This is a genomic window from Streptomyces sp. NPDC028711 (assembly GCF_055565415.1).
The window spans coordinates 1-18,773 of record NZ_JBVHUJ010000007.1 but is presented as its reverse complement, the minus strand read 5'-3'; the positions used below and the strand labels follow the sequence as shown (position 1 = coordinate 18,773).

Genomic DNA, 18,773 nt, shown 5'->3' with positions numbered 1-18,773 from the left:
GAGCACCCGGCGGCCTGCCTCCCACCCGGCCCGCGTCAGTCGAGCCGCAGGTCGGCCAACTGCCGTTCGAACGGGACGACCTCGTCGTCGTCGAGCCGCCGGGACGGCCGGGCCGCGACCATGTCCGCGAACTCGCTGCCCGCCCGGTTGATCCGGGACGGCAGCCCGTCCCCGTGTCCCGTTCGGGAGGCCTCCTCGCCGCCCGAGCCCCAGTCCTCCGAGGCCGCGTAGACGGCGGTCGGCGTGACGAGGGCCCGCAGGTAGGCGAAGAGCGGCCGCAGGGCGTGGTCGAGGACGAGGGAGTGACGGGCGGTGCCGCCGGTCGCCCCGACGAGGACGGGGGTGCCGGTGAGCGCGGCCGGCTCGATCAGGTCGAAGAACGACTTGAACAGGCCGCTGTACGAGGCCGTGAACACCGGCGTCACCGCGATGACCCCGTCCGCCCCCGTCACCGTGTCGATCGCCTCCTGGAGCGCGGCGGACGGGAAGCCCGTAACGAAGTTCTTCGCGATGTCGAGGGCCAGGTCGCGCAGTTCGACGACCTGGACGTCGACCGCGTACTCCTGCTCGGTCAGCCGGTACCGGGCCGCCTGGAGGAGGCGGTCGGCGAGCAGCCGGGTGGAGGAGGGGGAGCTGAGGCCGGCGGAGACGGCGACCAGCTTCAGGGTCCGCATGGCGTCAGACCTCCTTGGACGCGAGGACGGCGGGGTGGAGCGGTGCCGTGGCCGGGACCCCGGCCGGGCGCAGGCTCTCGAACTCCTTGCGGAGCACGGGGACGACCTCCTCGCCGAGGAGGTCGAGCTGCTCCAGGACGGTCTTGAGGGGAAGCCCCGCGTGGTCGACGAGGAACAGCTGCCGCTGGTAGTCGCCCACGTAGTCGCGGAAGGACAGGGTCCGCTCGATGACCTCCTGCGGCGACCCGACGGTCAGCGGGGTCTCGCGGGAGAACTCCTCCAGGGACGGGCCGTGGCCGTAGACCGGCGCGTTGTCGAAGTACGGGCGGAAGTCGCGTACGGCGTCCTGCGAGTTCTTCCGCATGAACACCTGGCCGCCGAGGCCGACGATCGCCTGCTCCGGGGTGCCGTGGCCGTAGTGCGCGTACCGCTGGCGGTAGAGGCGGACCATCTTCTCGGTGTGCTGCTTGGGCCAGAAGATGTGGTTCGCGAAGAAGCCGTCGCCGTAGTAGGCGGCCTGCTCGGCGATCTCCGGGGAGCGGATGGAGCCGTGCCAGACGAACGGCGGGACGCCGTCGAGCGGGCGCGGGGTGGAGGTGAAGCCCTGGAGGGCGCTGCGGAACGTGCCCTCCCAGTCGACCACGCCCTCCCTCCACAGCTTGTGGAGGAGCGCGTAGTGCTCGATGGCGAGCGGGATGCCCTGGCGGATTTCCTGGCCGAACCACGGGTAGACCGGGCCGGTGTTGCCACGGCCCATCATCAGGTCCACGCGGCCGTCGGCGAGGTGCTGGAGGGTCGCGTAGTCCTCGGCGATCTTCACCGGGTCGTTGGTGGTGATCAGGGTCGTGGAGGTGGAGAGGATCAGGCTCTCCGTGCGGGCGGCGATGTGCCCGAGGAGGGTGGTGGGGGAGGAGGGCACGAACGGCGGGTTGTGGTGCTCGCCGGTCGCGAAGACGTCGAGCCCGACCTCCTCCGCCTTGAGCGCGATGGCGACGGTGTTCTTGATCCGCTCGTGCTCGGTCGGAGTGCGGCCGGTGGTGGGGTCGGTCGTCACGTCGCCGACGGTGAAGATCCCGAACTGCATCGTGCTCACCTCTTGCCTCGGGGCTGTTGGTTGAATCGTAAACTATCTGCTCCAACGGCGCACCCCCCTGCCCTATTCCCGCCCGTACCCTGGACCGCATGACCGAGAAGACGTACGACAACGAGCGCTGGAAGGAGCGGGGCGTCATGCTCCGCGTCTTCGTGTACGTCTTCGCCACCCACGCCTTCGCCGGCTTCGTCTGGCTCCTCTTCTACGTCGGACAGAACGCCCAGAAGTAGGGGCCGCGAGGGGCTCACGTAGAGTCCCCGACGTGAACGCTGCGATATCGGTAGTGTCGGTCGTCGGAATCGGCGCGGACGGCTGGGACGGACTCCCCGAGACCTCCCGCCGCGTCCTCGGCGCCGCCGAGATCCTCATCGGCGCCCCCCGCCAGCTCGGCCTGCTCCCCGCCGACACCTGCCCCGGCGAGCGGATCACCTGGCCGTCTCCGCTCCGCCCCGCCGTCCCCGGACTGCTCGCCGCCCACCAGGGCCGGAGGATCGCCGTCCTCGCCAGCGGCGACCCCTCCTTCTACGGCATCGGCCGCACCCTCGCCGAGACCGTCGGCGCCGACCGCCTCCGCGTCCACCCCCACCCGTCCTCCGTCTCGTACGCCTGCGCCCGGCTCGGCTGGCCGCTGGAGGACACCGAGACCGTCTCCCTCGTCGCCCGGCCCCTCGCCGCGCTCTCCGCCGCGCTCCACCCCGGCCGCCGGCTCCTCGTCCTCGGCGAAGGCCCCGAGACCCCCGCCCGGGTCGCGGCGCTCCTCCGCGACACCGGCTGGGGCGGCACCCGGATCCGGGTCCTCGAACAGCTCGGCGGGGACCGCGAGCGGCTCCTCGACGCGACCGCCGCCGACTGGCCCTTCGAGCGGACCGACGCGCTCCACGTCCTCGCCCTCGACTGCGTACGCGACCCGGAGACCCTCCGGCTCGGCGCCGTACCCGGGCTTCCGGACGAGGCGTACGAGCACGACGGGCAGCTCACCAAGCGGTACGTGCGCGCCGCCACGCTCGCCGCACTCGCCCCCGCCCCCGGCGAACTCCTCTGGGACATCGGCGGCGGCTCCGGCTCCATCGGCGTCGAATGGATGCGGACCCACCGCTCCTGCCGGGCGATCACGGTCGAGAAGTCGCCGGAGCGGGCGGCGCGGATCGAACGGAACGCCGATGCCCTCGGCGTCCCCGGCCTGCGCGTGGTGACGGGCCCGGCGCCCGCGGCCCTCACCGGCCTTCCCGCCCCCCACGCGATCTTCATCGGCGGCGGCCTCACCGCCCCCGGCCTCCTCGACGCCTGCTGGGACGCGCTGCCCGCCGGCGGCCGGCTCGTCGCGAACACCGTGACCCTGGAGTCCGAGGCGCTGCTCGCCGACCGCCACCGCCGCCACGGCGGCGAACTGGTCCGGCTCGCCGTCGCCACCGCCGTCCCCGTCGGCGGCTTCACCGGCTGGCGCCAGGCGATGCCGGTCACGCAGTGGTCCGTAACCAAGGAAGAGGAAGCATGACCGTCTACTTCATCGGCGCGGGCCCGGGCGCGGCCGACCTGATCACCCTGCGCGGCGCGCGGACGCTCGCGTCCTGCGGGGTCTGCCTGTACGCGGGCTCGCTCGTCCCCACCGAGCTGCTCGCCGAGTGCGGTCCCGGCACCCGCCTCGTCGACACGGCCGACCTCGACCTGGACCGGATCGTCGCCGAGATCGCCGCCGCCCACGAGGCCGGCGAGGACGTGGCCCGCCTCCACTCCGGCGACCCGTCCGTCTTCAGCGCGATGGCCGAGCAGATGCGGCGGCTCGACGCGCTGGGCATCCCGTACGAGGTCGTCCCGGGCGTCCCCGCCTTCGCGGCGGCGGCGGCCGCGCTCAAGCGGGAGCTGACCGTCCCCACGGTCGGCCAGACCGTCATCCTCACCCGCGTCGCCCAGCAGGCCACGCCCATGCCCGAGGGCGAGGACCTCGCCACCCTGGGCCGCAGCGGCGCCCTGCTCGTCCTCCACCTGGCCGCCCGGTACGTCGACCGGGTCGTCGCCGAACTCGTCCCCCACTACGGCGCGGACTGCCCGGCCGCGGTGGTGGCGATGGCGAGCCGCCCGGACGAGCTGGTCCTGCGGGGCACCCTCGACGACATCGCCGCCCAGACGAAGACGGCCGGCATCACGAAGACGGCCGTCATCCTCGTCGGCCGCACCCTCGCGGCCTCGGAGTTCCGCGACAGCCACCTGTACGACCCGGCGCGCGACCGCCACACCTGCTGAACGACGGCCGGTCGGCCGGAGCCTCCGCTGATCCGCGGCCGTCCGGCCGGAGCCTCCGCTGAACCACGGCCGGTCCGTCCGGCACCTCCGCTGAACCGCGCACGGGCACGCGGCGGGGCCCCGGGAAGTCCGATCCCCGGGGCCCCGCCGCGTTCACGCCGACCGGTCAGGCGTTCGGCCGCTTGCCGTGATTGGCCTTCTTCTTCTTACGCGCCCGCTTCTTGTTGCCACGCTTCGCCATGGGACTCCCTCTCGCTCGGGGGCGGGGTGTGCCTTCGTAAGCCTAGGTTCGGGGGCAGAGGGCCGCATCCGGCCGGGGATGCCGAAACCGCCGTACGGAGGAGGCCTGGGGAGTATGGTCGTGAGTATGGCGACGAAGAAGGTGACAGTGACGATCCCGGAGGACCTCTTGGACGAGGTCCGCGCCGAGGCGGCCGAGCACGGTCTGTCGGCGTACGTCGCGGAGGCGCTGCGCCTGCGGCGCGATCGTGACCGGCTCCGGGAGCTGGTCGACTGGCTGGAGGAGGAGCACGGCCCGGTCACGGAGGCCGAGCGGGGCGCCGCACTCGCCGAGCTGGACGAATGGGATGCAGAACACGAACGTCGTCGGCGGGCCCGCGAGGGACGCGCGGGCGAAGCCGCGTGACGAGGCGAGCGGACCGGCCGCTCCGGGTCTTCGTCCTGGACAGTGAGGCACTGTCGCTCGCGGTGCGGGGTGATCGCGGGATGATCGCCCGCCTCGACCTGGCTGCCAGTGGGCGGGCCGAGGTGGTGACGTCCCCCTTGACCCTCGTCGAGGCCTACGACGGCAGAATGACCGAGCAGCGTTGGGACTGGGTGCTGTCCCGTGTCCGTGTGGTGGACATCGGCAAGGACGAGGCGCGCCAGGCCCGCCGACTCCTGGCCGATGCCGGACTGCACGGGCACAAGTACGCCATCGACGCCGTTCTCGCCGTCGTCGCACGACAGCAGATGGGCCACGTCATGGTGCTCACCTCGGACGTGGACGACCTGGAGAAGCTGGTCCCCGACCGGATCCTCGTCGTCAAGGTCTGACGACCGCCACCCCCTCCGCCTCCCACTCCGGCGCCAGCACCGACATCACCGTCGCGTCCACCCGCTCGCCCTCCCAGAGCAGCGCCCCCCGCAGCACGCCCTCCGTACGGAAGCCCGCCTTCTCGTAGGCGCGGCGGGCGCGCGGGTTGAAGGCGTAGACCTCGAGGGAGATCCGGTACAGGCCCAGGGACGCGAAGCCGTACCCGACGATCAGGCGGGTCGCCTCCGTGCCCAGGCCGCGGCCGGCGGCGTCGGGGACGAGCCCGATGCGGAAGGAGCAGCTCTCGTTCGGTTCGTCCCACAGGTTGAGGACGGCCTCGCCGACGGTCCGGCCCGTCGCGCGCTCCACGACGGCGAGGTCGAGACGGTCGTCCTGGGCGCCCCGGGAGCCGTACCACGCGCGCAGCGCCGCCTCCTCGAAGCGGGCGTGGTTGCCGGTCAGCCGGCTCGTCTCCGTGTCCTCGAACATCGGAAGCAGCGCGGGGACGTCCTCCTCCGTGACGGGACGGAGGACCACCAGGTCGCCGGTGAGGGTGGGCTTGTGCAGGAAGTCGGGCATCCGGGCATTCTGCGGGGCGACCCGGGCGGCTGTCGCCCGGATAAGGCCGCCCCTGGCCCTCCTCCCGGGCTGTCGCCCGGATAAGGCCCCCGGTCCCACCTTCCGGTTCACACCCCCGGTCCCGGCTCCCGGTTCACGCCCCCGGCCCCGCCACCTCCGACCGCCCCACCACCGTCCCCGCCCGGTCGATACAGATCACGTCCACCGTCACCGGCGCGCCCCGCAGGACCGTCAGGGCCTCGTCGCGGGCCCGGGCGGCCACCAGGTCGCCGAGGGGGACGGCGGCCGCCTCGCAGAGACGGAGGGCCGCCAGGCCCGTGTTCGCGCCGGTGATCTCCGCCGCCAGGGACTCCGACGCGCCTCCCGTACGGGCCAGGTCCGCGAGGAAGGCCTTGTCGACCTGGGAGCGGGCCGAGTGGAGGTCCAGATGGCCCGCCGCCAGCTTGGACAGCTTCGCGAAGCCGCCGCAGAGCGTGAGGCGGTCGACCGGATGGCGGCGGATGTACTTGAGGACCGCGCCCGCGAAGTCGCCCATGTCGAGGAGCGCGATCTCCGGCAGGTCGTAGAGGGTGGCGACGGTCCGCTCCGACGTCGAGCCCGTGCAGCCCGCCACATGCGTCAGACCGCCCGCTCGGGCCACGTCCACGCCCCGGCGGATGGAGTCGATCCAGGCCGAGCAGGAGTACGGGACGACGACCCCGGTCGTGCCGAGGATCGACAGGCCGCCGAGGATGCCGATCCTCGGGTTCCAGGTGGAGCGGGCGATCTCGGCGCCGTGGTCGACGGAGACGGTGATCTCGACGTCGCCGGGCGCGCCGTGCCGGGCCGCGACCTCGGCGACGTGCGCGCGCATCAGCTGCCGGGGCACCGGGTTGATCGCCGGCTCGCCGACCTCCAGGGGCAGCCCCGGCAGGGTGACGGTGCCGACGCCCTCGCCCGCCCGGAAGACCACGCCGGAGCCCGGCGGCAGGAGCCGTACCGTCGAGCGGATCACCGCGCCGTGGGTGACGTCGGGGTCGTCGCCCGCGTCCTTCGTCACGGCCGCCATGGCCGTACGGGAGGAGAGGGACTCGGCCGTCAGCGCGAACGACGGCGTCTGCCCCTTCGGCAGCGTGATCGTCACCGGGTCCGGGAAGTCGCCGGTCAGGAGGGCCGTGTACGCGGCCGTCGTCGCCGCCGTCGCGCAGGCACCCGTCGTCCAGCCCGGGCGGAGACCGGTGTGCTTGAGTTGGGCCTCACGCCCGCCGCCTGACGTCACGAAAGGGCTCCTGTGGTGCACATACTCATTCTCGGGGGGACCACCGAGGCCCGCGCCCTCGCGGGCCTGCTGCACGGCGAGGTACGGGTCACCAGCTCCCTCGCGGGACGGGTGGCGAGCCCCAGGCTGCCGGCCGGGGAGGTCCGGATCGGCGGGTTCGGCGGCGTCGCCGGCCTGGTGGAGTGGATCGGTGGACACGCCGTGGACGCGGTCATCGACGCCACGCATCCCTTCGCCGAGCGGATCAGCTTCAACGCGGCCGGGGCGGCCGCCACCGCCCATGTTCCCCTGCTGGCCCTCCGCCGCCCCGGCTGGGTCCCGGAGCAGGGTGACGACTGGCGCGAGGTGGCCTCCCTCGAGGACGCCGCCGGGACCCTGGACGGCCTCGGCGACCGCGTCTTCCTGACGACCGGCCGCATGGGCCTCGCGGCCTTCGCGGACTGCCCGCAGTGGTTCCTGGTCCGCTCGGTGGACGCCCCGGAGCCCCCGATGCCGGCCCGCACGGAGATCCTCCTGGACCGGGGCCCGTTCACCCTGGACGGCGAACGGGAGCTCCTCGACCGCCACCGGATCGACGTCCTGGTCACGAAGGACAGCGGCGGCGCGGCGACCGCCCCGAAACTCCGCGCCGCCCGCGAGGCCGGCATCCCGGTCGTGCTGGTCCGCCGCCCCCCGGTCCCGGAGGGCGTCCCGGTGGCGACGACCCCCGAGGGGGCCGCCGCCTGGGTGCTGCGGGGCTGAGCCCGGGACCTCGTCAGACGAGGGAGGGCCACACGGTGGACAGCGTGTGCGTCGCCACCGTGGTGCCGTCGGCCCGTACCGCCTCGAAGGTGTAGAAGTACGCCTGCCCCGGCACGGCCGTCCTGTCCGCGTAGCTGGTTCCGGCGGCAGGAAGCAGCCCCGTGTGGAGCGGCACGTACGCCTTGGTGACCGGGTCCCAGCGGCTCATCCGGTAACCGGCGACCTGTGCGCACGCCTCGGCGCTGAAGCACGTCCAGCCGATGGACGGCGCACTCGTGGTGACGTCCGACCAGCTCATGGCGCCCGAGAGGTTCCAGTCGTCGACGACGTTCACGGACGGCCGGAGGTCGAGCTCCGTCGCGGTGACCTTCGCGATGTCCGGACCGTAGAGAGAAAGACTGTTGCCCCAGCGGTCGCGGGCGCTCACCGCGTAGACGGCGGCCTCCCCGTCGGGGACATTGGGGCAGACCATGGCCAGGGGGTCGCTCTGGCCCTCCCGGCAGCCGGCCCAGGCGATGGTGCCGTTCTCCCTGGCGACTCCCTGCCACGCCGAGTAGCCGACGACGTCGTCGTCCGCCGGAGGCTTCCAGGTCAGCAGCGTGCCGTCGGCCCGCGGGGTGGCCTTCAGGTCGACGACCGGCGCGGGGGCGACCCTGTCGCCGCTGCGGATGGTGACGGGGGCGGACAGCGGCGACTCGTTGCCCACCGGGTCGACGGAGGTGACGGCGTACGTGTGGTAGCCGTTCGGCGCCATGTCCTCGTCCTCGCACTCGATCCTGACGGGGGCCGATCCCGTCACCTCGTACAGGTTGCAGGAGACCCGGGTGAGATCGACCGGATCGAGGGCGGTGCCGGGCGAGCGGTAGACGCGGAAGCCTCCGGAGTAGGCGACCTCGTTGCCGAAGGATCCGATCATGTTCCAGGAGATGAAGGTCTTGTCGAGCTCGGCGAGAGCGCGCACAGCCGTCGGTGCCGGCGGCGGCGTCGTGTCGATCCTGTTGCCGCTGACGACGGCGGAGTACGCCGAGGGGAGTTCGACGGTGTCGAAGGCGCGGACGCGGTAGTACCGCGGGGCTCCGGTCGGTGCCGAACTGTCCCAGTAGCGCAGGTCGGTGAACGGACCGTGGGTGTATGGCGTGAGCACCGTGAACGGCCCTGTCGGCTGGTCGGCCGCTTCCACTTCGTACCGCACGGCGTCGGTCGCCGCCTTCCAGCTCAGCTGGTTCTCGTTGTTGGCGGTGGAGACGGTGAGGCCCGTCGGGGTGGCGGGGGCGGTGCGGTCGATGGTGTGGACGGCCGGGTCGTAGGGGCTGCCGTACGACTCGTTGCCGGCCTTGTCCCGTGCCCGTACCTCGTAGACGTACGTCTGGCCCGTGCGCGGTGTGTTGTCCGTGTAGGACCTGGTGGTCAGCAGGGTGGTGCCGCTGACCCGGTTCCAGGCGGTGGAGGTCTCCGGGCGCCGGTAGACGCTGTACCCGGCGAGGTCCATCTCCTTGTTCGCGGTCCAGTAGATCTTGGTCGCCCCCGTGGTGTAGTCGGGGTCGACCCAGGCGCTGGCCGGTGCGAGCGGCCGCACCTTGTCGACCGTCGCCGAAGTGAGCGGCGCGTAGCCGAACTTGACGTTCGCCGCGCCCGTCCAGGTCGCGTAGTGCACGGTGATCGTGTGGCGACCGGACGGGATCGTCAGGTTGAGCGTCTTCTTCTGGGTGGTGGAGACGTTCTTCCAGAGGTCGATCTTGCGGACGCCGTCGAGGCTGACGCGGATGCCGTCCTGCGCCTCGGCGGTGAACGTGAAGGGGCCGCCGGAGCCGAAGTCGCGGCTGAGGGTCCAGCGGACGCCGAAGTTGTCCCTGGGCAGCGTGGTGACGGCCGGGTCGCCGTAGCCGTAGTTCTCGGCGATGACGCTGTCGCAGGTGATCAGCTTGGGCGTACCCGTGAGGGTGGTGTTGGCGTAGTAGTCCGCCTTCCACAGCGGGGAGGCGCAGGTGACGGCCGCTGCGGCCGGGCCGGCGGTCAGCAGACCGCCGGATGCGACGAGGGCGGCCGTGGTGGCCAGCGCGCTCAGTCGGGTACGAGTGATCACGAAGAGTGGGGCCCTTTCCGGACCTGTGGGGAACAGCGGGGAACAGTCGACGCGTGGGGGAAGGGGCGGTGCGGGTGGGGCCGGTGTTCCGCCGGAGGCGCACTTTACCGACTGGTTCCTTCCGTGCGACAGAGGATTCCACCCGGCGTTCAATGGAGGTATGGATACCGTCCGATGGCTGGTCGCAGCGGGGCTCGTGTCCGTACTGGGCATGGCCCCGGGCACAGGCCCCACTCCCACCCCCGAGCCGCCCCCCGCGCAGCCACCGCCCGTGCTCGACCGGGCCGACGTGGACCGGGCCGTCGGCCGGCTCGACGCCGACGTCGCGGCGATGATGAAGCGCACCGGGCTTCCCGGGGTGTCCGTCGCCGTCGTGTACGAGGACAGGGTCGTCCACCTCAAGGGGTACGGCGTGCGCGAGGTCGGCAAGGCCGGCACGGTCGACGCCGACACCGTCTTCCAGCTGGCCTCCGTGTCGAAGCCGATCGCCTCGACCGTCGTCGCCGGGGCCGTCGGCGTCGAGGGCTGGCAGCGGCCCGTCGCCCCCGAACTGCCCGAGTTCCGGCTGAAGGACCCGTGGGTGAGCTCCCATGTGACGGTCGCCGACCTGTTCTCGCACCGCAGTGGTCTGCCGGACCACGCGGGCGACCTCCTGGAGGACCTCGGTTACGACCAGGAGTACATCCTGTCCCACCTGCGGTACGAGCCCCTCGCACCGTTCCGCGCGAGCTACGCGTACACCAACTTCGGTCTGACGGCGGCCGCCGAGGCCGTCGCCGCGGAGAAGGGCGTGCCGTGGGAGAAGCTCGCCGAGGACACGCTCTACAAGCCCGCCGGAATGAACGACACCAGCTCCCGCTTCCAGGACTTCGCCTCGAACGCCGACCGGGCCGTCGGCCATGTGAAGGAGGCCGACGGGACCTGGAAGGCGTCCGTACGGGACCCGGACGCCCAGTCCCCGGCGGGCGGTGTCAGTTCCTCGGCCCGCGACATGGCGACCTGGCTGCGGCTCCAGCTGGCGAACGGCACCCTCGACGGGCGGCGGATCGTCGACGCCGACGCCCTCGACCTCACCCACCACCCCGAGAGCGTCGCCTCCCCGGCGCACGCTCCGGCGGGCCGGACCGGCTTCTACGGCCTCGGCTGGAACGTGTCGTACGACGACGAGGGCCGGCTGCGCCTCTCGCACACCGGAGCGTTCGCGCTCGGCGCGCACACCAACGTCACGATGCTGCCGGGCGAGCGGCTCGGGATCGTCGTCCTCACCAACGGGGCGCCGGTCGGCGTCGCGGACGCCGTCGCCCTCGACTTCTTCGACACCGCGCAGGACGGCAGGCCGAGCCGCGACTGGGTGCCGCTCGTCGACGCCATCTACCAGCAGCAGGCGGACGCCGACCGTTCCCCGACGGACTACGCGAAGAGGCCCGCCGACGCCGCCCCCGCGAAGGCCGCGAGCGCCTACGCCGGCACGTACACCAGCGACTACTACGGCAGGCTCACGGTGGCCGAGGAGGGCGGCGGTCTGGTCCTGCGACTGGGGCCGGAGCCCCAGTCGTACCGGCTCACGCACTACGACGGCGACACGTTCGGCTTCCCGACGCGCGGCGAGAACGCCGTCGGCCTCACCGGCGTCACGTTCTCCCCTGACGGGAAGTCCGTCCGGGTCGAGTACCTGGACCAGGAGGGACTCGGCACCTTCACCCGTACCGGCGCGGCGTCCAGGTGATCGTGCGGCCGTCGGCGCGTTCGACCGCGCGGGTCTGCGACGAGCCGATGAGGAGCAGGGTCCGCATGTCGACCTCCGACGGGTCCAGGGTCTTCAGCGTCAGGACCCGGACCGACTGCTCGGGGCCGCCCACGTCACGGGCGACGACCACCGGGGTGTCGGGGGAGCGGAGGGTGAGGAGGAGGTCGCGGGCCGCGGCCACCTGGTGCGTACGGGACTTCGAGCCGGGGTTGTAGAGCGCGAGGACCAGGTCGGCCGAGGCGGCGGCGCGCAGCCGGGCCTCGATGACGTCCCAGGGCTTGAGCCGGTCGGAGAGCGAGATCGTCGCGTAGTCGTGGCCGAGGGGGGCGCCCGCGGCGGCGGCGGCCGCGTTGGCGGCGGTCACCCCGGGGAGGACCCGTACGGGGACGTCCGCGTACTCCGGTTCGCAGGCGACCTCCAGGACGGCCGTCGCCATGGCGAAGACGCCCGGGTCGCCGCCGGAGACGACCGCCACCCGGTGGCCGCGCCGGGCCAGGTCGAGGGCGAACTCGGCGCGTTCCGACTCGACCTTGTTGTCGGAGCCGTGCCGGATCTGCCCGGGGCGCAGGACCGGGACCCGGTCGAGGTAGGTGGTGTAGCCGACGAGGACGTCGGCGTTGACGAGCGCGCCGCGCGACTCGGGGGTCAGCCAGGGTGCCCCGGCGGGACCGGTGCCGACGACGACGACCTCGCCCCTGTCCCGTACGGGTGTCTCCCGGTCGATACGGGAGGGGAGCACGGCCACCGAGAAGTACGGGACCGACGACGGGTCGACCTCCGTCAGCCTCTCCGTCCGCTCGCCCGCCATGAACGCCCGCTCCACGTACCGGGCGTCGTCGAGCCGGCCGGCCCGCTCCAGGGCCCGCTTCACGGTGGGGAACGTGCGGCCGAGCTTCATCACGACCGCCGAGTCGGTGCCCGCGAGCCTGGCCGTCAGCTCGTCCTCCGGCAGGGTGCCGGGGATGATCGTGAGGACCTCCTCCGCCTCGCACAGCGGCTCGCCGAGCCGGGCGGCGGCGGCGCTGACCGAGGTGACACCGGGGATGACGGTGGTGTCGTAGCGGTGCGCGAGCCGCTTGTGCATGTGCTGGTACGAGCCGTAGAACAGCGGGTCGCCCTCGGCGAGGACGGCGACCGTGCGGCCCGCGTCGAGGTGGGCGGCGAGGCGGGCCGAGGCCTCCTCGTAGAAGTCGTCGAGGGCGCCCCGGTAGCCGCCGGGGTGGTCCGTGGTCTCCACCGTGAGCGGGTACATCAGCCGCTCCTCGATGTGGTCCTCGCGGAGGTGCTCGGCGGCGATCGAGCGGGCGATGGAGCGGCCGTGGCGGGCCGAGTGGTACGCGATCACGTCGGCGGCGGCGATGGCCCTCACGGCCGCCAGCGTCATCAGCTCGGGGTCGCCGGGGCCGAGGCCGACCCCGTACAGCCTGCCCTTCACGGTGTTCGTGCCGCTCATGCCTGGATCTCCGCTTCGTGAGCGATCGCGTTGATCGCGGCGGCCGTCATCGCGCTGCCGCCGCGACGGCCCCGTACGACGAGGTATTCGAGGCCGAGGTCCTGGGCGGCGAGGGCGTCCTTGGACTCGGCGGCGCCGATGAAGCCGACCGGTATGCCGAGGACGGCGGCGGGCTTCCCGGCGCCCTTCGCGACCATCTCCAGGAGGTGGAAGAGGGCGGTGGGCGCGTTGCCGATGGCGACGACGGAGCCTTCGAGGCGGTCCCGCCACAGTTCGAGGGCGGCGGCGGAGCGGGTCGTGCCGAGTTCGGCGGCGAGACCGGGCACGGACGGGTCGGAGAGCCCGCAGAGCACCTCGTTGTCGGCGGGCAGCCGCTTGCGGGTCACGCCGCTGGCGACCATCTGCGCGTCGCAGAGGACCGGCGCACCGGCGCGCAGGGCGGCGCGGGCGCTCGCGACGACCCCGGGGGAGTACGCGAGGTCCCGCACGAGGTCGGTCATGCCGCAGGCGTGGATCATCCGGACCGCCACCTGGGCGACGTCGGCGGGCAGGCCCGCGAGATCCGCCTCGGCGCGGATCGTGGCAAAGGACTGACGGTAGATCTCCGTCCCGTCCTTCTCGTAGTCGAACATGGTGTCGCTCTCGCTCATCTCGTATGGGGCGTGGGAATCGACGGGGCGCGGGCCGCCGCGACGGCTTCGGACAGGGAGGTACGGGGGGTGGGGACGCCGTCCACCAGATAGGTGTCGTCGCCGGTGGCGGTGGCGGTGGCGAGGACGTCGACCCAGGCGCCGTACGGGTGACCGCAGCGCCGCTCGCACCCGGAGAGGTGCACGGGCAGCGGCCCGGCGGGCACGGTGAGCGCGTCCGCCCGGACGTCGGCGAGGGACTTGGCGCAGCCGGGCCGTCCGGTGCAGGCGGAGACCCCGGCCAGGGGGGCGTCGGGGCGGGTGATCAGGCCGTGCGCCGCCAGGTCGCCGAGCCGGCCGGCCGAGGCTCCCACGACGACCGCTCCCCGCCACGGCGTGAGCCGGACCTCGTCGGCGGGCAGCAGGGCCCGCAGCTGAGCCGCGGTCAGCCGGCCGAGGGGCGCGAGGACGTGCAGGGCGCCGCCGGGCAGGACCCCGGGCGCGGGCGGCGTGGACGCGGGCGGCGGCGGTACGGGTACGGGCTCGGCCGCGATCCCCGCACGCGCCAGGGCCCCGGCCCAGTCCGGCACATGGGCGGCGGGCAGTTCCCGGGGCCGCCAGGCCCCGCTCCCTGCCGCGTCGGCGGCGTCGAGGAACGCGAGGGCGGCGACGAGGGCGGCCCGTACGGCGTCGGCCGCGGCGAGCCGGAAGACCTGCCGGTCACCGGGCCACAGCACGGCGGTCCCGTCCGCCCCTGCGATCAACTTCACATCCCCGCCGAGCGTGGCCACGTCCCCGCGCCCGTCGTCGAGGACGAAGAGGAAACGGCCGGAAAGCGCGGCCGCCCGGGGCTCGGCGCAGAGGGCGGAGTCAAGGTCGCGCGCCCACAACTGCACGTCCGCGCATCCGAGTCCGTCGAGGCCCGCGGTGGGCGAGGCGACGATGTTGCGGACGCGTTCATGGGTGGCGGAGGGCAGCAGGCCCGCCTCCGCGAGGAGCGCCGCGAGCTCCGCGCCGCAGCCGTCCGCGAGGCCCCGCAGCTCCGCGTTTCCGCGCGAGGTGATGCTGATCCGCCCGTCGCCGAGGGTCTCCGCCGCGACCGCGAGCGCCTCGACCTGAGGAGGCGTCAGACGGCCTGCGGGCAGGCGGAGTCGGGCGAGACGGCCGTCCTCCGCGGGGTGCAGACGCAGCGCCCCGGGGCAGGCGTCGCCTCGGTCCCGTATGCGGGCTTCGCCCGGTTCGGGCGTCGTGGACGGGGTGGGCGGCATGGCGGCGAGCATACCCACGGGCCACCGGCCGCCCACCGGGTGTGATCAGGCCGACTCGACGGCCCGCCCCGCCCCTGGGCGCCACGATCTAGGATGCAGATCGGCATGGGGTCCCAGGACCCCGGGGAGGAAGCCCGGTGAGAATCCGGCGCGGTCCCGCCACTGTGAACCCGTTCTGGAAACGGAACGAGTGAGTCAGGAACTCCTGCCGTCCATACGACCACCCGGGGCGCGGACAACCCCGAGGAAGGCCTGCGCTCGCCATGCTTCTGCTGCTGTCGCACTCCGACACCGACCTGCTCAGCGCCCGCGCGGCCGGCGGCCCGGTGGAGTACCGCTTCGCCAACCCCGCCCGACTCCCCCTCGCCGAGCTCCCCGGCCTCCTGGACGGCGCCGACCTCGTCGTCGTACGGCTCCTCGGCGGCCTCCGCTCCTGGGAGGACGGCTTGGACGCGGTCCGCGCGGCCGGAAAGCCGGTCGTCGTCCTCAGCGGCGAACAGGCACCCGACGCCCAGCTGATGGAGACGTCCACCGTGCCCATCGGCGTCGCCACCGAGGCGCACGCCTACCTCGCGCACGGCGGCCCCGCGAACCTGGAGCAGCTGGCCCGCTTCCTCTCCGACACCGTCCTGCTCACCGGCCACGGCTTCGAGGCCCCGGCCGCCGCCCCCACCTGGGGGCCCCTGGACCGGACCGTGAAGAACGACAGCGGCCCGACCGTCGCCGTGCTCTACTACCGCGCCCACCACATGAGCGGGAACACCGCCTTCGTCGGCACGCTCTGCGACGCGATCGAGGACGCCGGCGCGCGGGCGCTCCCGCTGTACGTGGCATCCCTGCGCGCCCCCGAGCCGGAGCTGCTCGACACCCTTCGTGGCGCGGACGCGATCATCACCACCGTCCTCGCCGCCGGCGGCACCAAGCCCGCCGAGGCGCAGGCCGGCGGCGACGAGGAGGCCTGGGACGCGGGGGCGCTCGCCGCGCTCGACGTGCCGATCCTGCAGGCCCTGTGCCTGACCGGCTCGCGGTCCGCCTGGGAGGAGAACGACGAGGGCCTCTCCCCGCTGGACGCCGCGAGCCAGGTCGCCGTCCCCGAGTTCGACGGCCGGCTCATCACCGTCCCGTTCTCCTTCAAGGAGATCGACGAGGACGGCCTGCCCGCGTACGTGGCCGATGCCGAGCGTGCCGCCCGCGTCGCCGGGATCGCCGTACGGCACGCCCGGCTCCGCCACATCCCGAACGCCGAGAAGAAGCTGGCGCTCGTCCTCTCCGCGTACCCGACGAAGCACTCCCGCATCGGCAACGCCGTCGGCCTCGACACCCCCGCCTCCGCCGTCTCCCTGCTCCGCCGTCTGATCGCCGAGGGGTACGACTTCGGGCCGGTCGAGGAGCTTCCCGGCCTGGTCTCCGGCGACGGCGACGAGCTGATCTACGCCCTCATCGAGGCCGGTGGCCACGACCAGGACTGGCTGACGGAGGAGCAGCTCGCCCGCAACCCGGTCCGCATCCCGGCCGCCGACTACAAGCGCTGGTACGCGACGCTCCCCGAGGAGCTGCGCGGCCACGTCGAGGAGCACTGGGGCCCGCCGCCCGGCGAGATGTTCCTGGACCGCTCCCGCAACCCCGAGGGCGACATCGTCCTCGCCGCGCTCCGGCGCGGGAACCTGCTGATCCTCATCCAGCCGCCGCGCGGCTTCGGCGAGAACCCGATCGCGATCTACCACGACCCCGATCTCCCGCCGTCCCACCACTATCTGGCCGCCTACCGCTGGATCGCCGCCCGCGCCGAGGACGGCGGTTTCGGCGCCGACGCCATGGTCCACCTGGGCAAGCACGGCAACCTGGAGTGGCTGCCCGGCAAGAACGCCGGCCTGTCCGCCGCCTGCGGCCCCGACGCGGCACTCGGCGACATCCCCCTGGTCTACCCCTTCCTGGTCAACGACCCGGGCGAGGGAACGCAGGCCAAGCGGCGCGTCCACGCGACCCTCGTCGACCACCTGGTGCCGCCGATGGCCCGCGCCGACTCGTACGGCGACATCGCCCGCCTGGAGCAGCTGCTCGACGAGTACGCGCAGATCTCATCCATGGACCCGGCGAAGCTGCCCGCGATCCGCGCCCAGATCTGGACGCTGATCCAGGCCGCCAAGCTCGACCACGACCTGGGTCTCCAGGAGCGCCCGGAGGACGACGGCTTCGACGACTTCCTGCTGCACGTCGACGGCTGGCTGTGCGAGGTCAAGGACGCCCAGATCCGCGACGGTCTGCATGTCCTCGGCGGCGCCCCGGAGGGCGAGGCCCGCGTCAACCTGGTCCTCTCCATCCTGCGCGCCCGCCAGATCTGGGGCGGTACGCAGGCCCTGCCGGGCCTGCGCGAGGCGCTCGGTCTCGACGAGTCGGCGGCGACCCGGACAACCGCTGACGAGGCGGAGGCGAAGGCGCGCGAGCTGGTCGAGGCGATGGAGGCGGCGGACTGGTCCGTGGACGCGATCCCGGCCGTGGCCGCCGCGTACGGCCCCGAGGTCGCGGCCGTCCTGCGCTTCGCCTGCGAGCAGGTCGTGCCGCGTCTCGCCGGCACCACCGACGAGCTGACGCACGCCGTGCACGCCCTGAACGGCGGCTTCGTCCCGGCAGGTCCTTCCGGTTCGCCGCTGCGCGGCCTGGTCAACGTCCTGCCGACCGGCCGGAACTTCTACTCCGTCGACCCGAAGGCCGTGCCGTCCCGGCTTGCCTGGGAGACCGGGCAGGCGCTCGCCGACTCCCTCCTGGAGCGCTACCGCACCGACAACGGCGACTGGCCGACCTCGGTGGGCCTCTCCCTGTGGGGGACGAGCGCGATGCGCACCGCCGGCGACGACGTGGCGGAGGCGCTCGCGCTGCTCGGCGTCCGTCCGCTGTGGGACGAGGCCTCGCGCCGGGTGAACGGCCTTGAGCCCATTCCCCTGAAGGAGCTGGGCCGCCCGCGCGTCGACGTCACGCTGCGCATCTCGGGCTTCTTCCGTGACGCGTTCCCGCACGTCATCGGCCTCCTGGACGACGCCGTGCGCCTGGTGGCGGGCCTGGAGGGCGAGTCCGCAGAGGAGAACTACGTACGGGCGCACGCGCAGGCCGACCTCGCCGAGCACGGCGACGAACGGCGCGCCACCACCCGCATCTTCGGCTCCCGGCCCGGCACGTACGGCGCGGGCATCCTCCAGCTGATCGACTCGCGCGACTGGCGTACGGACGCGGACCTCGCCGAGGTGTACACGGTGTGGGGCGGGTACGCGTACGGGCGCGGGCTCGAAGGCCGTCCGGCGCGCGCCGAGATGGAGACGGCGTACAAGCGGATCGCGGTCGCGGCGAAGAACACGGACACCCGCGAGCACGACATCGCCGACTCCGACGACTACTTCCAGTACCACGGCGGCATGGTGGCGACCGTCCGCGCGCTCAAGGGCACCGCCCCCGAGGCGTACATCGGCGACTCCACCCGGCCCGAGACCGTCCGGACCCGCACGCTCGTCGAGGAGACCTCCCGGGTCTTCCGCGCGCGCGTGGTCAACCCGCGCTGGATCGAGGCGATGCGCCGCCACGGCTACAAGGGCGCGTTCGAGCTGGCGGCGACGGTCGACTACCTCTTCGGGTACGACGCCACGACGGGCGTGGTCGCCGACTGGATGTACGACAAGCTGACGCAGGAGTACGTCCTCGACCCGGAGAACCAGGCCTTCCTGAAGGAGGCCAACCCCTGGGCGCTGCACGGCATCGCGGAGCGGCTCCTCGAAGCCGAGTCGCGCGGCATGTGGGAGAAGCCGGACCCGGAGACCCTGGCCGCCCTGCGCCAGGTGTTCCTGGAGACCGAGGGCGACCTCGAAGGCGACGACGACTAGGACAGGCCCTAGGCCGTGTCCGGAAAGTCGGTGGCTCGTTACTCCGTTCGTGGTGCGTAGACATGAACTGACGGATGAGTCGTGGGCGTTGATCGCTCCGCT

17 protein-coding genes and 1 riboswitch are annotated in these 18,773 nt (G+C 73.1%); of the genes, 8 read left to right on the top strand and 9 right to left on the bottom strand.

Features of this window, described 5'->3' with window-relative positions:
* Positions 1-35: 35 nt before the first annotated feature.
* Entirely contained in the window at positions 36-674 is a 639-nt protein-coding gene (locus tag ACZ4VK_RS21980; protein WP_468354388.1) for an FMN reductase, read from the bottom strand.
* A gap of 4 nt (positions 675-678) precedes the next feature.
* A complete protein-coding gene (locus ACZ4VK_RS21975) occupies positions 679-1,758 on the bottom strand; it encodes an LLM class flavin-dependent oxidoreductase (protein ID WP_468354386.1) in 1,080 nt (359 codons plus the stop codon).
* A 98-nt stretch (positions 1,759-1,856) separates the two neighbouring features.
* Here ACZ4VK_RS21975 and ACZ4VK_RS21970 point away from each other — a divergent pair, with 98 nt between their 5' ends.
* Genes ACZ4VK_RS21970 through cobM form a run of 3 tightly spaced genes read left to right on the top strand, consistent with a single transcriptional unit; the run spans position 1,857 to position 4,008 of the window.
* Positions 1,857-1,997 carry a DUF6126 family protein gene (locus ACZ4VK_RS21970; protein ID WP_367823530.1) on the top strand — a complete coding sequence of 47 codons (141 nt, stop codon included), beginning with the start codon at positions 1,857-1,859 and terminating at the stop codon, positions 1,995-1,997.
* Positions 1,998-2,029: 32 nt separating this feature from the next.
* Positions 2,030-3,262, top strand: coding sequence for a precorrin-6y C5,15-methyltransferase (decarboxylating) subunit CbiE (gene cbiE / locus ACZ4VK_RS21965; RefSeq protein ID WP_468354384.1), 1,233 nt, complete (start codon positions 2,030-2,032; stop codon positions 3,260-3,262).
* Entirely contained in the window at positions 3,259-4,008 is a 750-nt protein-coding gene (gene cobM, locus ACZ4VK_RS21960) for a precorrin-4 C(11)-methyltransferase (protein WP_468354382.1), read from the top strand. The genes cbiE and cobM overlap by 4 nt, the downstream gene beginning before the upstream one ends.
* 166 nt (positions 4,009-4,174) lie before the next feature.
* Here cobM and ACZ4VK_RS21955 read toward each other — a convergent pair whose 3' ends face one another.
* Positions 4,175-4,249 carry a 50S ribosomal protein bL37 gene (locus ACZ4VK_RS21955; RefSeq protein ID WP_099895366.1) on the bottom strand — a complete coding sequence of 25 codons (75 nt, stop codon included), beginning with the start codon at positions 4,247-4,249 and terminating at the stop codon, positions 4,175-4,177.
* 126 nt (positions 4,250-4,375) lie between these two features.
* Here ACZ4VK_RS21955 and ACZ4VK_RS21950 point away from each other — a divergent pair, with 126 nt between their 5' ends.
* Both ACZ4VK_RS21950 and ACZ4VK_RS21945 read left to right on the top strand, forming a co-directional pair.
* Entirely contained in the window at positions 4,376-4,654 is a 279-nt protein-coding gene (locus ACZ4VK_RS21950) for a CopG family transcriptional regulator (RefSeq protein WP_468354380.1), read from the top strand.
* On the top strand, positions 4,651-5,064 hold the full coding sequence (locus tag ACZ4VK_RS21945) for a PIN domain-containing protein (protein WP_468354378.1): 414 nt from the start codon (positions 4,651-4,653) through the stop codon (positions 5,062-5,064). Before ACZ4VK_RS21950 ends, ACZ4VK_RS21945 begins: the two co-directional genes overlap by 4 nt.
* Here ACZ4VK_RS21945 and ACZ4VK_RS21940 read toward each other — a convergent pair.
* Together ACZ4VK_RS21940 and ACZ4VK_RS21935 are read right to left on the bottom strand one after the other, a co-directional pair.
* The gene (locus ACZ4VK_RS21940; RefSeq protein ID WP_468354376.1) at positions 5,054-5,623 is read right to left on the bottom strand and encodes a GNAT family N-acetyltransferase; all 570 of its coding nucleotides are present in this window, start codon (positions 5,621-5,623) and stop codon (positions 5,054-5,056) included. The genes ACZ4VK_RS21945 and ACZ4VK_RS21940 overlap by 11 nt on opposite strands.
* 133 nt (positions 5,624-5,756) lie before the next feature.
* Positions 5,757-6,881: a cobalt-precorrin-5B (C(1))-methyltransferase gene (locus ACZ4VK_RS21935; protein WP_468354374.1), complete on the bottom strand. Its 1,125-nt coding sequence runs from the start codon at positions 6,879-6,881 to the stop codon at positions 5,757-5,759.
* A gap of 15 nt (positions 6,882-6,896) precedes the next feature.
* Here ACZ4VK_RS21935 and ACZ4VK_RS21930 point away from each other — a divergent pair, with 15 nt between their 5' ends.
* Complete coding sequence (locus tag ACZ4VK_RS21930) at positions 6,897-7,622, top strand: cobalt-precorrin-6A reductase (RefSeq protein WP_468354372.1); 726 nt, start codon at positions 6,897-6,899, stop codon at positions 7,620-7,622.
* A 13-nt stretch (positions 7,623-7,635) separates the two neighbouring features.
* Here the strand turns inward: ACZ4VK_RS21930 and ACZ4VK_RS21925 are convergent, their stop codons facing one another.
* On the bottom strand, positions 7,636-9,705 hold the full coding sequence (locus ACZ4VK_RS21925) for a PA14 domain-containing protein (protein WP_468354370.1): 2,070 nt from the start codon (positions 9,703-9,705) through the stop codon (positions 7,636-7,638).
* A gap of 160 nt (positions 9,706-9,865) precedes the next feature.
* Between ACZ4VK_RS21925 and ACZ4VK_RS21920 the strand changes: the two genes are divergently transcribed.
* The gene (locus ACZ4VK_RS21920; protein WP_468354368.1) at positions 9,866-11,431 is read left to right on the top strand and encodes a serine hydrolase; all 1,566 of its coding nucleotides are present in this window, start codon (positions 9,866-9,868) and stop codon (positions 11,429-11,431) included.
* Here the strand turns inward: ACZ4VK_RS21920 and ACZ4VK_RS21915 are convergent.
* Genes ACZ4VK_RS21915 through ACZ4VK_RS21905 form a run of 3 tightly spaced genes read right to left on the bottom strand, consistent with a single transcriptional unit; the run spans position 11,403 to position 14,814 of the window.
* Positions 11,403-12,905 carry a precorrin-2 C(20)-methyltransferase gene (locus tag ACZ4VK_RS21915; protein WP_468354366.1) on the bottom strand — a complete coding sequence of 501 codons (1,503 nt, stop codon included), beginning with the start codon at positions 12,903-12,905 and terminating at the stop codon, positions 11,403-11,405. The genes ACZ4VK_RS21920 and ACZ4VK_RS21915 overlap by 29 nt on opposite strands.
* Positions 12,902-13,555, bottom strand: coding sequence for a precorrin-8X methylmutase (locus tag ACZ4VK_RS21910; protein WP_468354364.1), 654 nt, complete (start codon positions 13,553-13,555; stop codon positions 12,902-12,904). The genes ACZ4VK_RS21915 and ACZ4VK_RS21910 overlap by 4 nt, the downstream gene beginning before the upstream one ends.
* Positions 13,552-14,814 (bottom strand): cobalamin biosynthesis protein CobG, encoded by a 1,263-nt coding sequence (locus tag ACZ4VK_RS21905; protein ID WP_468355305.1) that lies wholly within the window; start codon positions 14,812-14,814, stop codon positions 13,552-13,554. Before ACZ4VK_RS21905 ends, ACZ4VK_RS21910 begins: the two co-directional genes overlap by 4 nt.
* A 75-nt stretch (positions 14,815-14,889) precedes the next feature.
* A riboswitch (cobalamin riboswitch) is annotated at positions 14,890-15,026 on the top strand.
* Between the two features lie 39 nt (positions 15,027-15,065).
* On the opposite strand from ACZ4VK_RS21905, the gene cobN reads away from it, so the two are divergent.
* Positions 15,066-18,671 (top strand): cobaltochelatase subunit CobN, encoded by a 3,606-nt coding sequence (cobN, locus tag ACZ4VK_RS21900; RefSeq protein WP_468354362.1) that lies wholly within the window; start codon positions 15,066-15,068, stop codon positions 18,669-18,671.
* Positions 18,672-18,773 lie beyond the last annotated feature (102 nt).

What these genes read in the sequence shown, in the direction of transcription:
- ACZ4VK_RS21920 (WP_468354368.1), top strand. Translation starts at nt 9,866, where the DNA reads ATGGATACCGTCCGATGGCTGGTCGCAGCGGGGCTCGTGTCCGTACTG.
- ACZ4VK_RS21950 (WP_468354380.1), top strand. Translation starts at nt 4,376, where the DNA reads ATGGCGACGAAGAAGGTGACAGTGACGATCCCGGAGGACCTCTTGGAC.
- ACZ4VK_RS21910 (WP_468354364.1), bottom strand. Translation starts at nt 13,555, where the DNA reads ATGAGCGAGAGCGACACCATGTTCGACTACGAGAAGGACGGGACGGAG.
- cobN (WP_468354362.1), top strand. Translation starts at nt 15,066, where the DNA reads ATGCTTCTGCTGCTGTCGCACTCCGACACCGACCTGCTCAGCGCCCGC.
- ACZ4VK_RS21915 (WP_468354366.1), bottom strand. Translation starts at nt 12,905, where the DNA reads ATGAGCGGCACGAACACCGTGAAGGGCAGGCTGTACGGGGTCGGCCTC.
- ACZ4VK_RS21905 (WP_468355305.1), bottom strand. Translation starts at nt 14,814, where the DNA reads ATGCTCGCCGCCATGCCGCCCACCCCGTCCACGACGCCCGAACCGGGC.
- ACZ4VK_RS21975 (WP_468354386.1), bottom strand. Translation starts at nt 1,758, where the DNA reads ATGCAGTTCGGGATCTTCACCGTCGGCGACGTGACGACCGACCCCACC.
- ACZ4VK_RS21970 (WP_367823530.1), top strand. Translation starts at nt 1,857, where the DNA reads ATGACCGAGAAGACGTACGACAACGAGCGCTGGAAGGAGCGGGGCGTC.
- ACZ4VK_RS21940 (WP_468354376.1), bottom strand. Translation starts at nt 5,623, where the DNA reads ATGCCCGACTTCCTGCACAAGCCCACCCTCACCGGCGACCTGGTGGTC.
- cobM (WP_468354382.1), top strand. Translation starts at nt 3,259, where the DNA reads ATGACCGTCTACTTCATCGGCGCGGGCCCGGGCGCGGCCGACCTGATC.
- ACZ4VK_RS21980 (WP_468354388.1), bottom strand. Translation starts at nt 674, where the DNA reads ATGCGGACCCTGAAGCTGGTCGCCGTCTCCGCCGGCCTCAGCTCCCCC.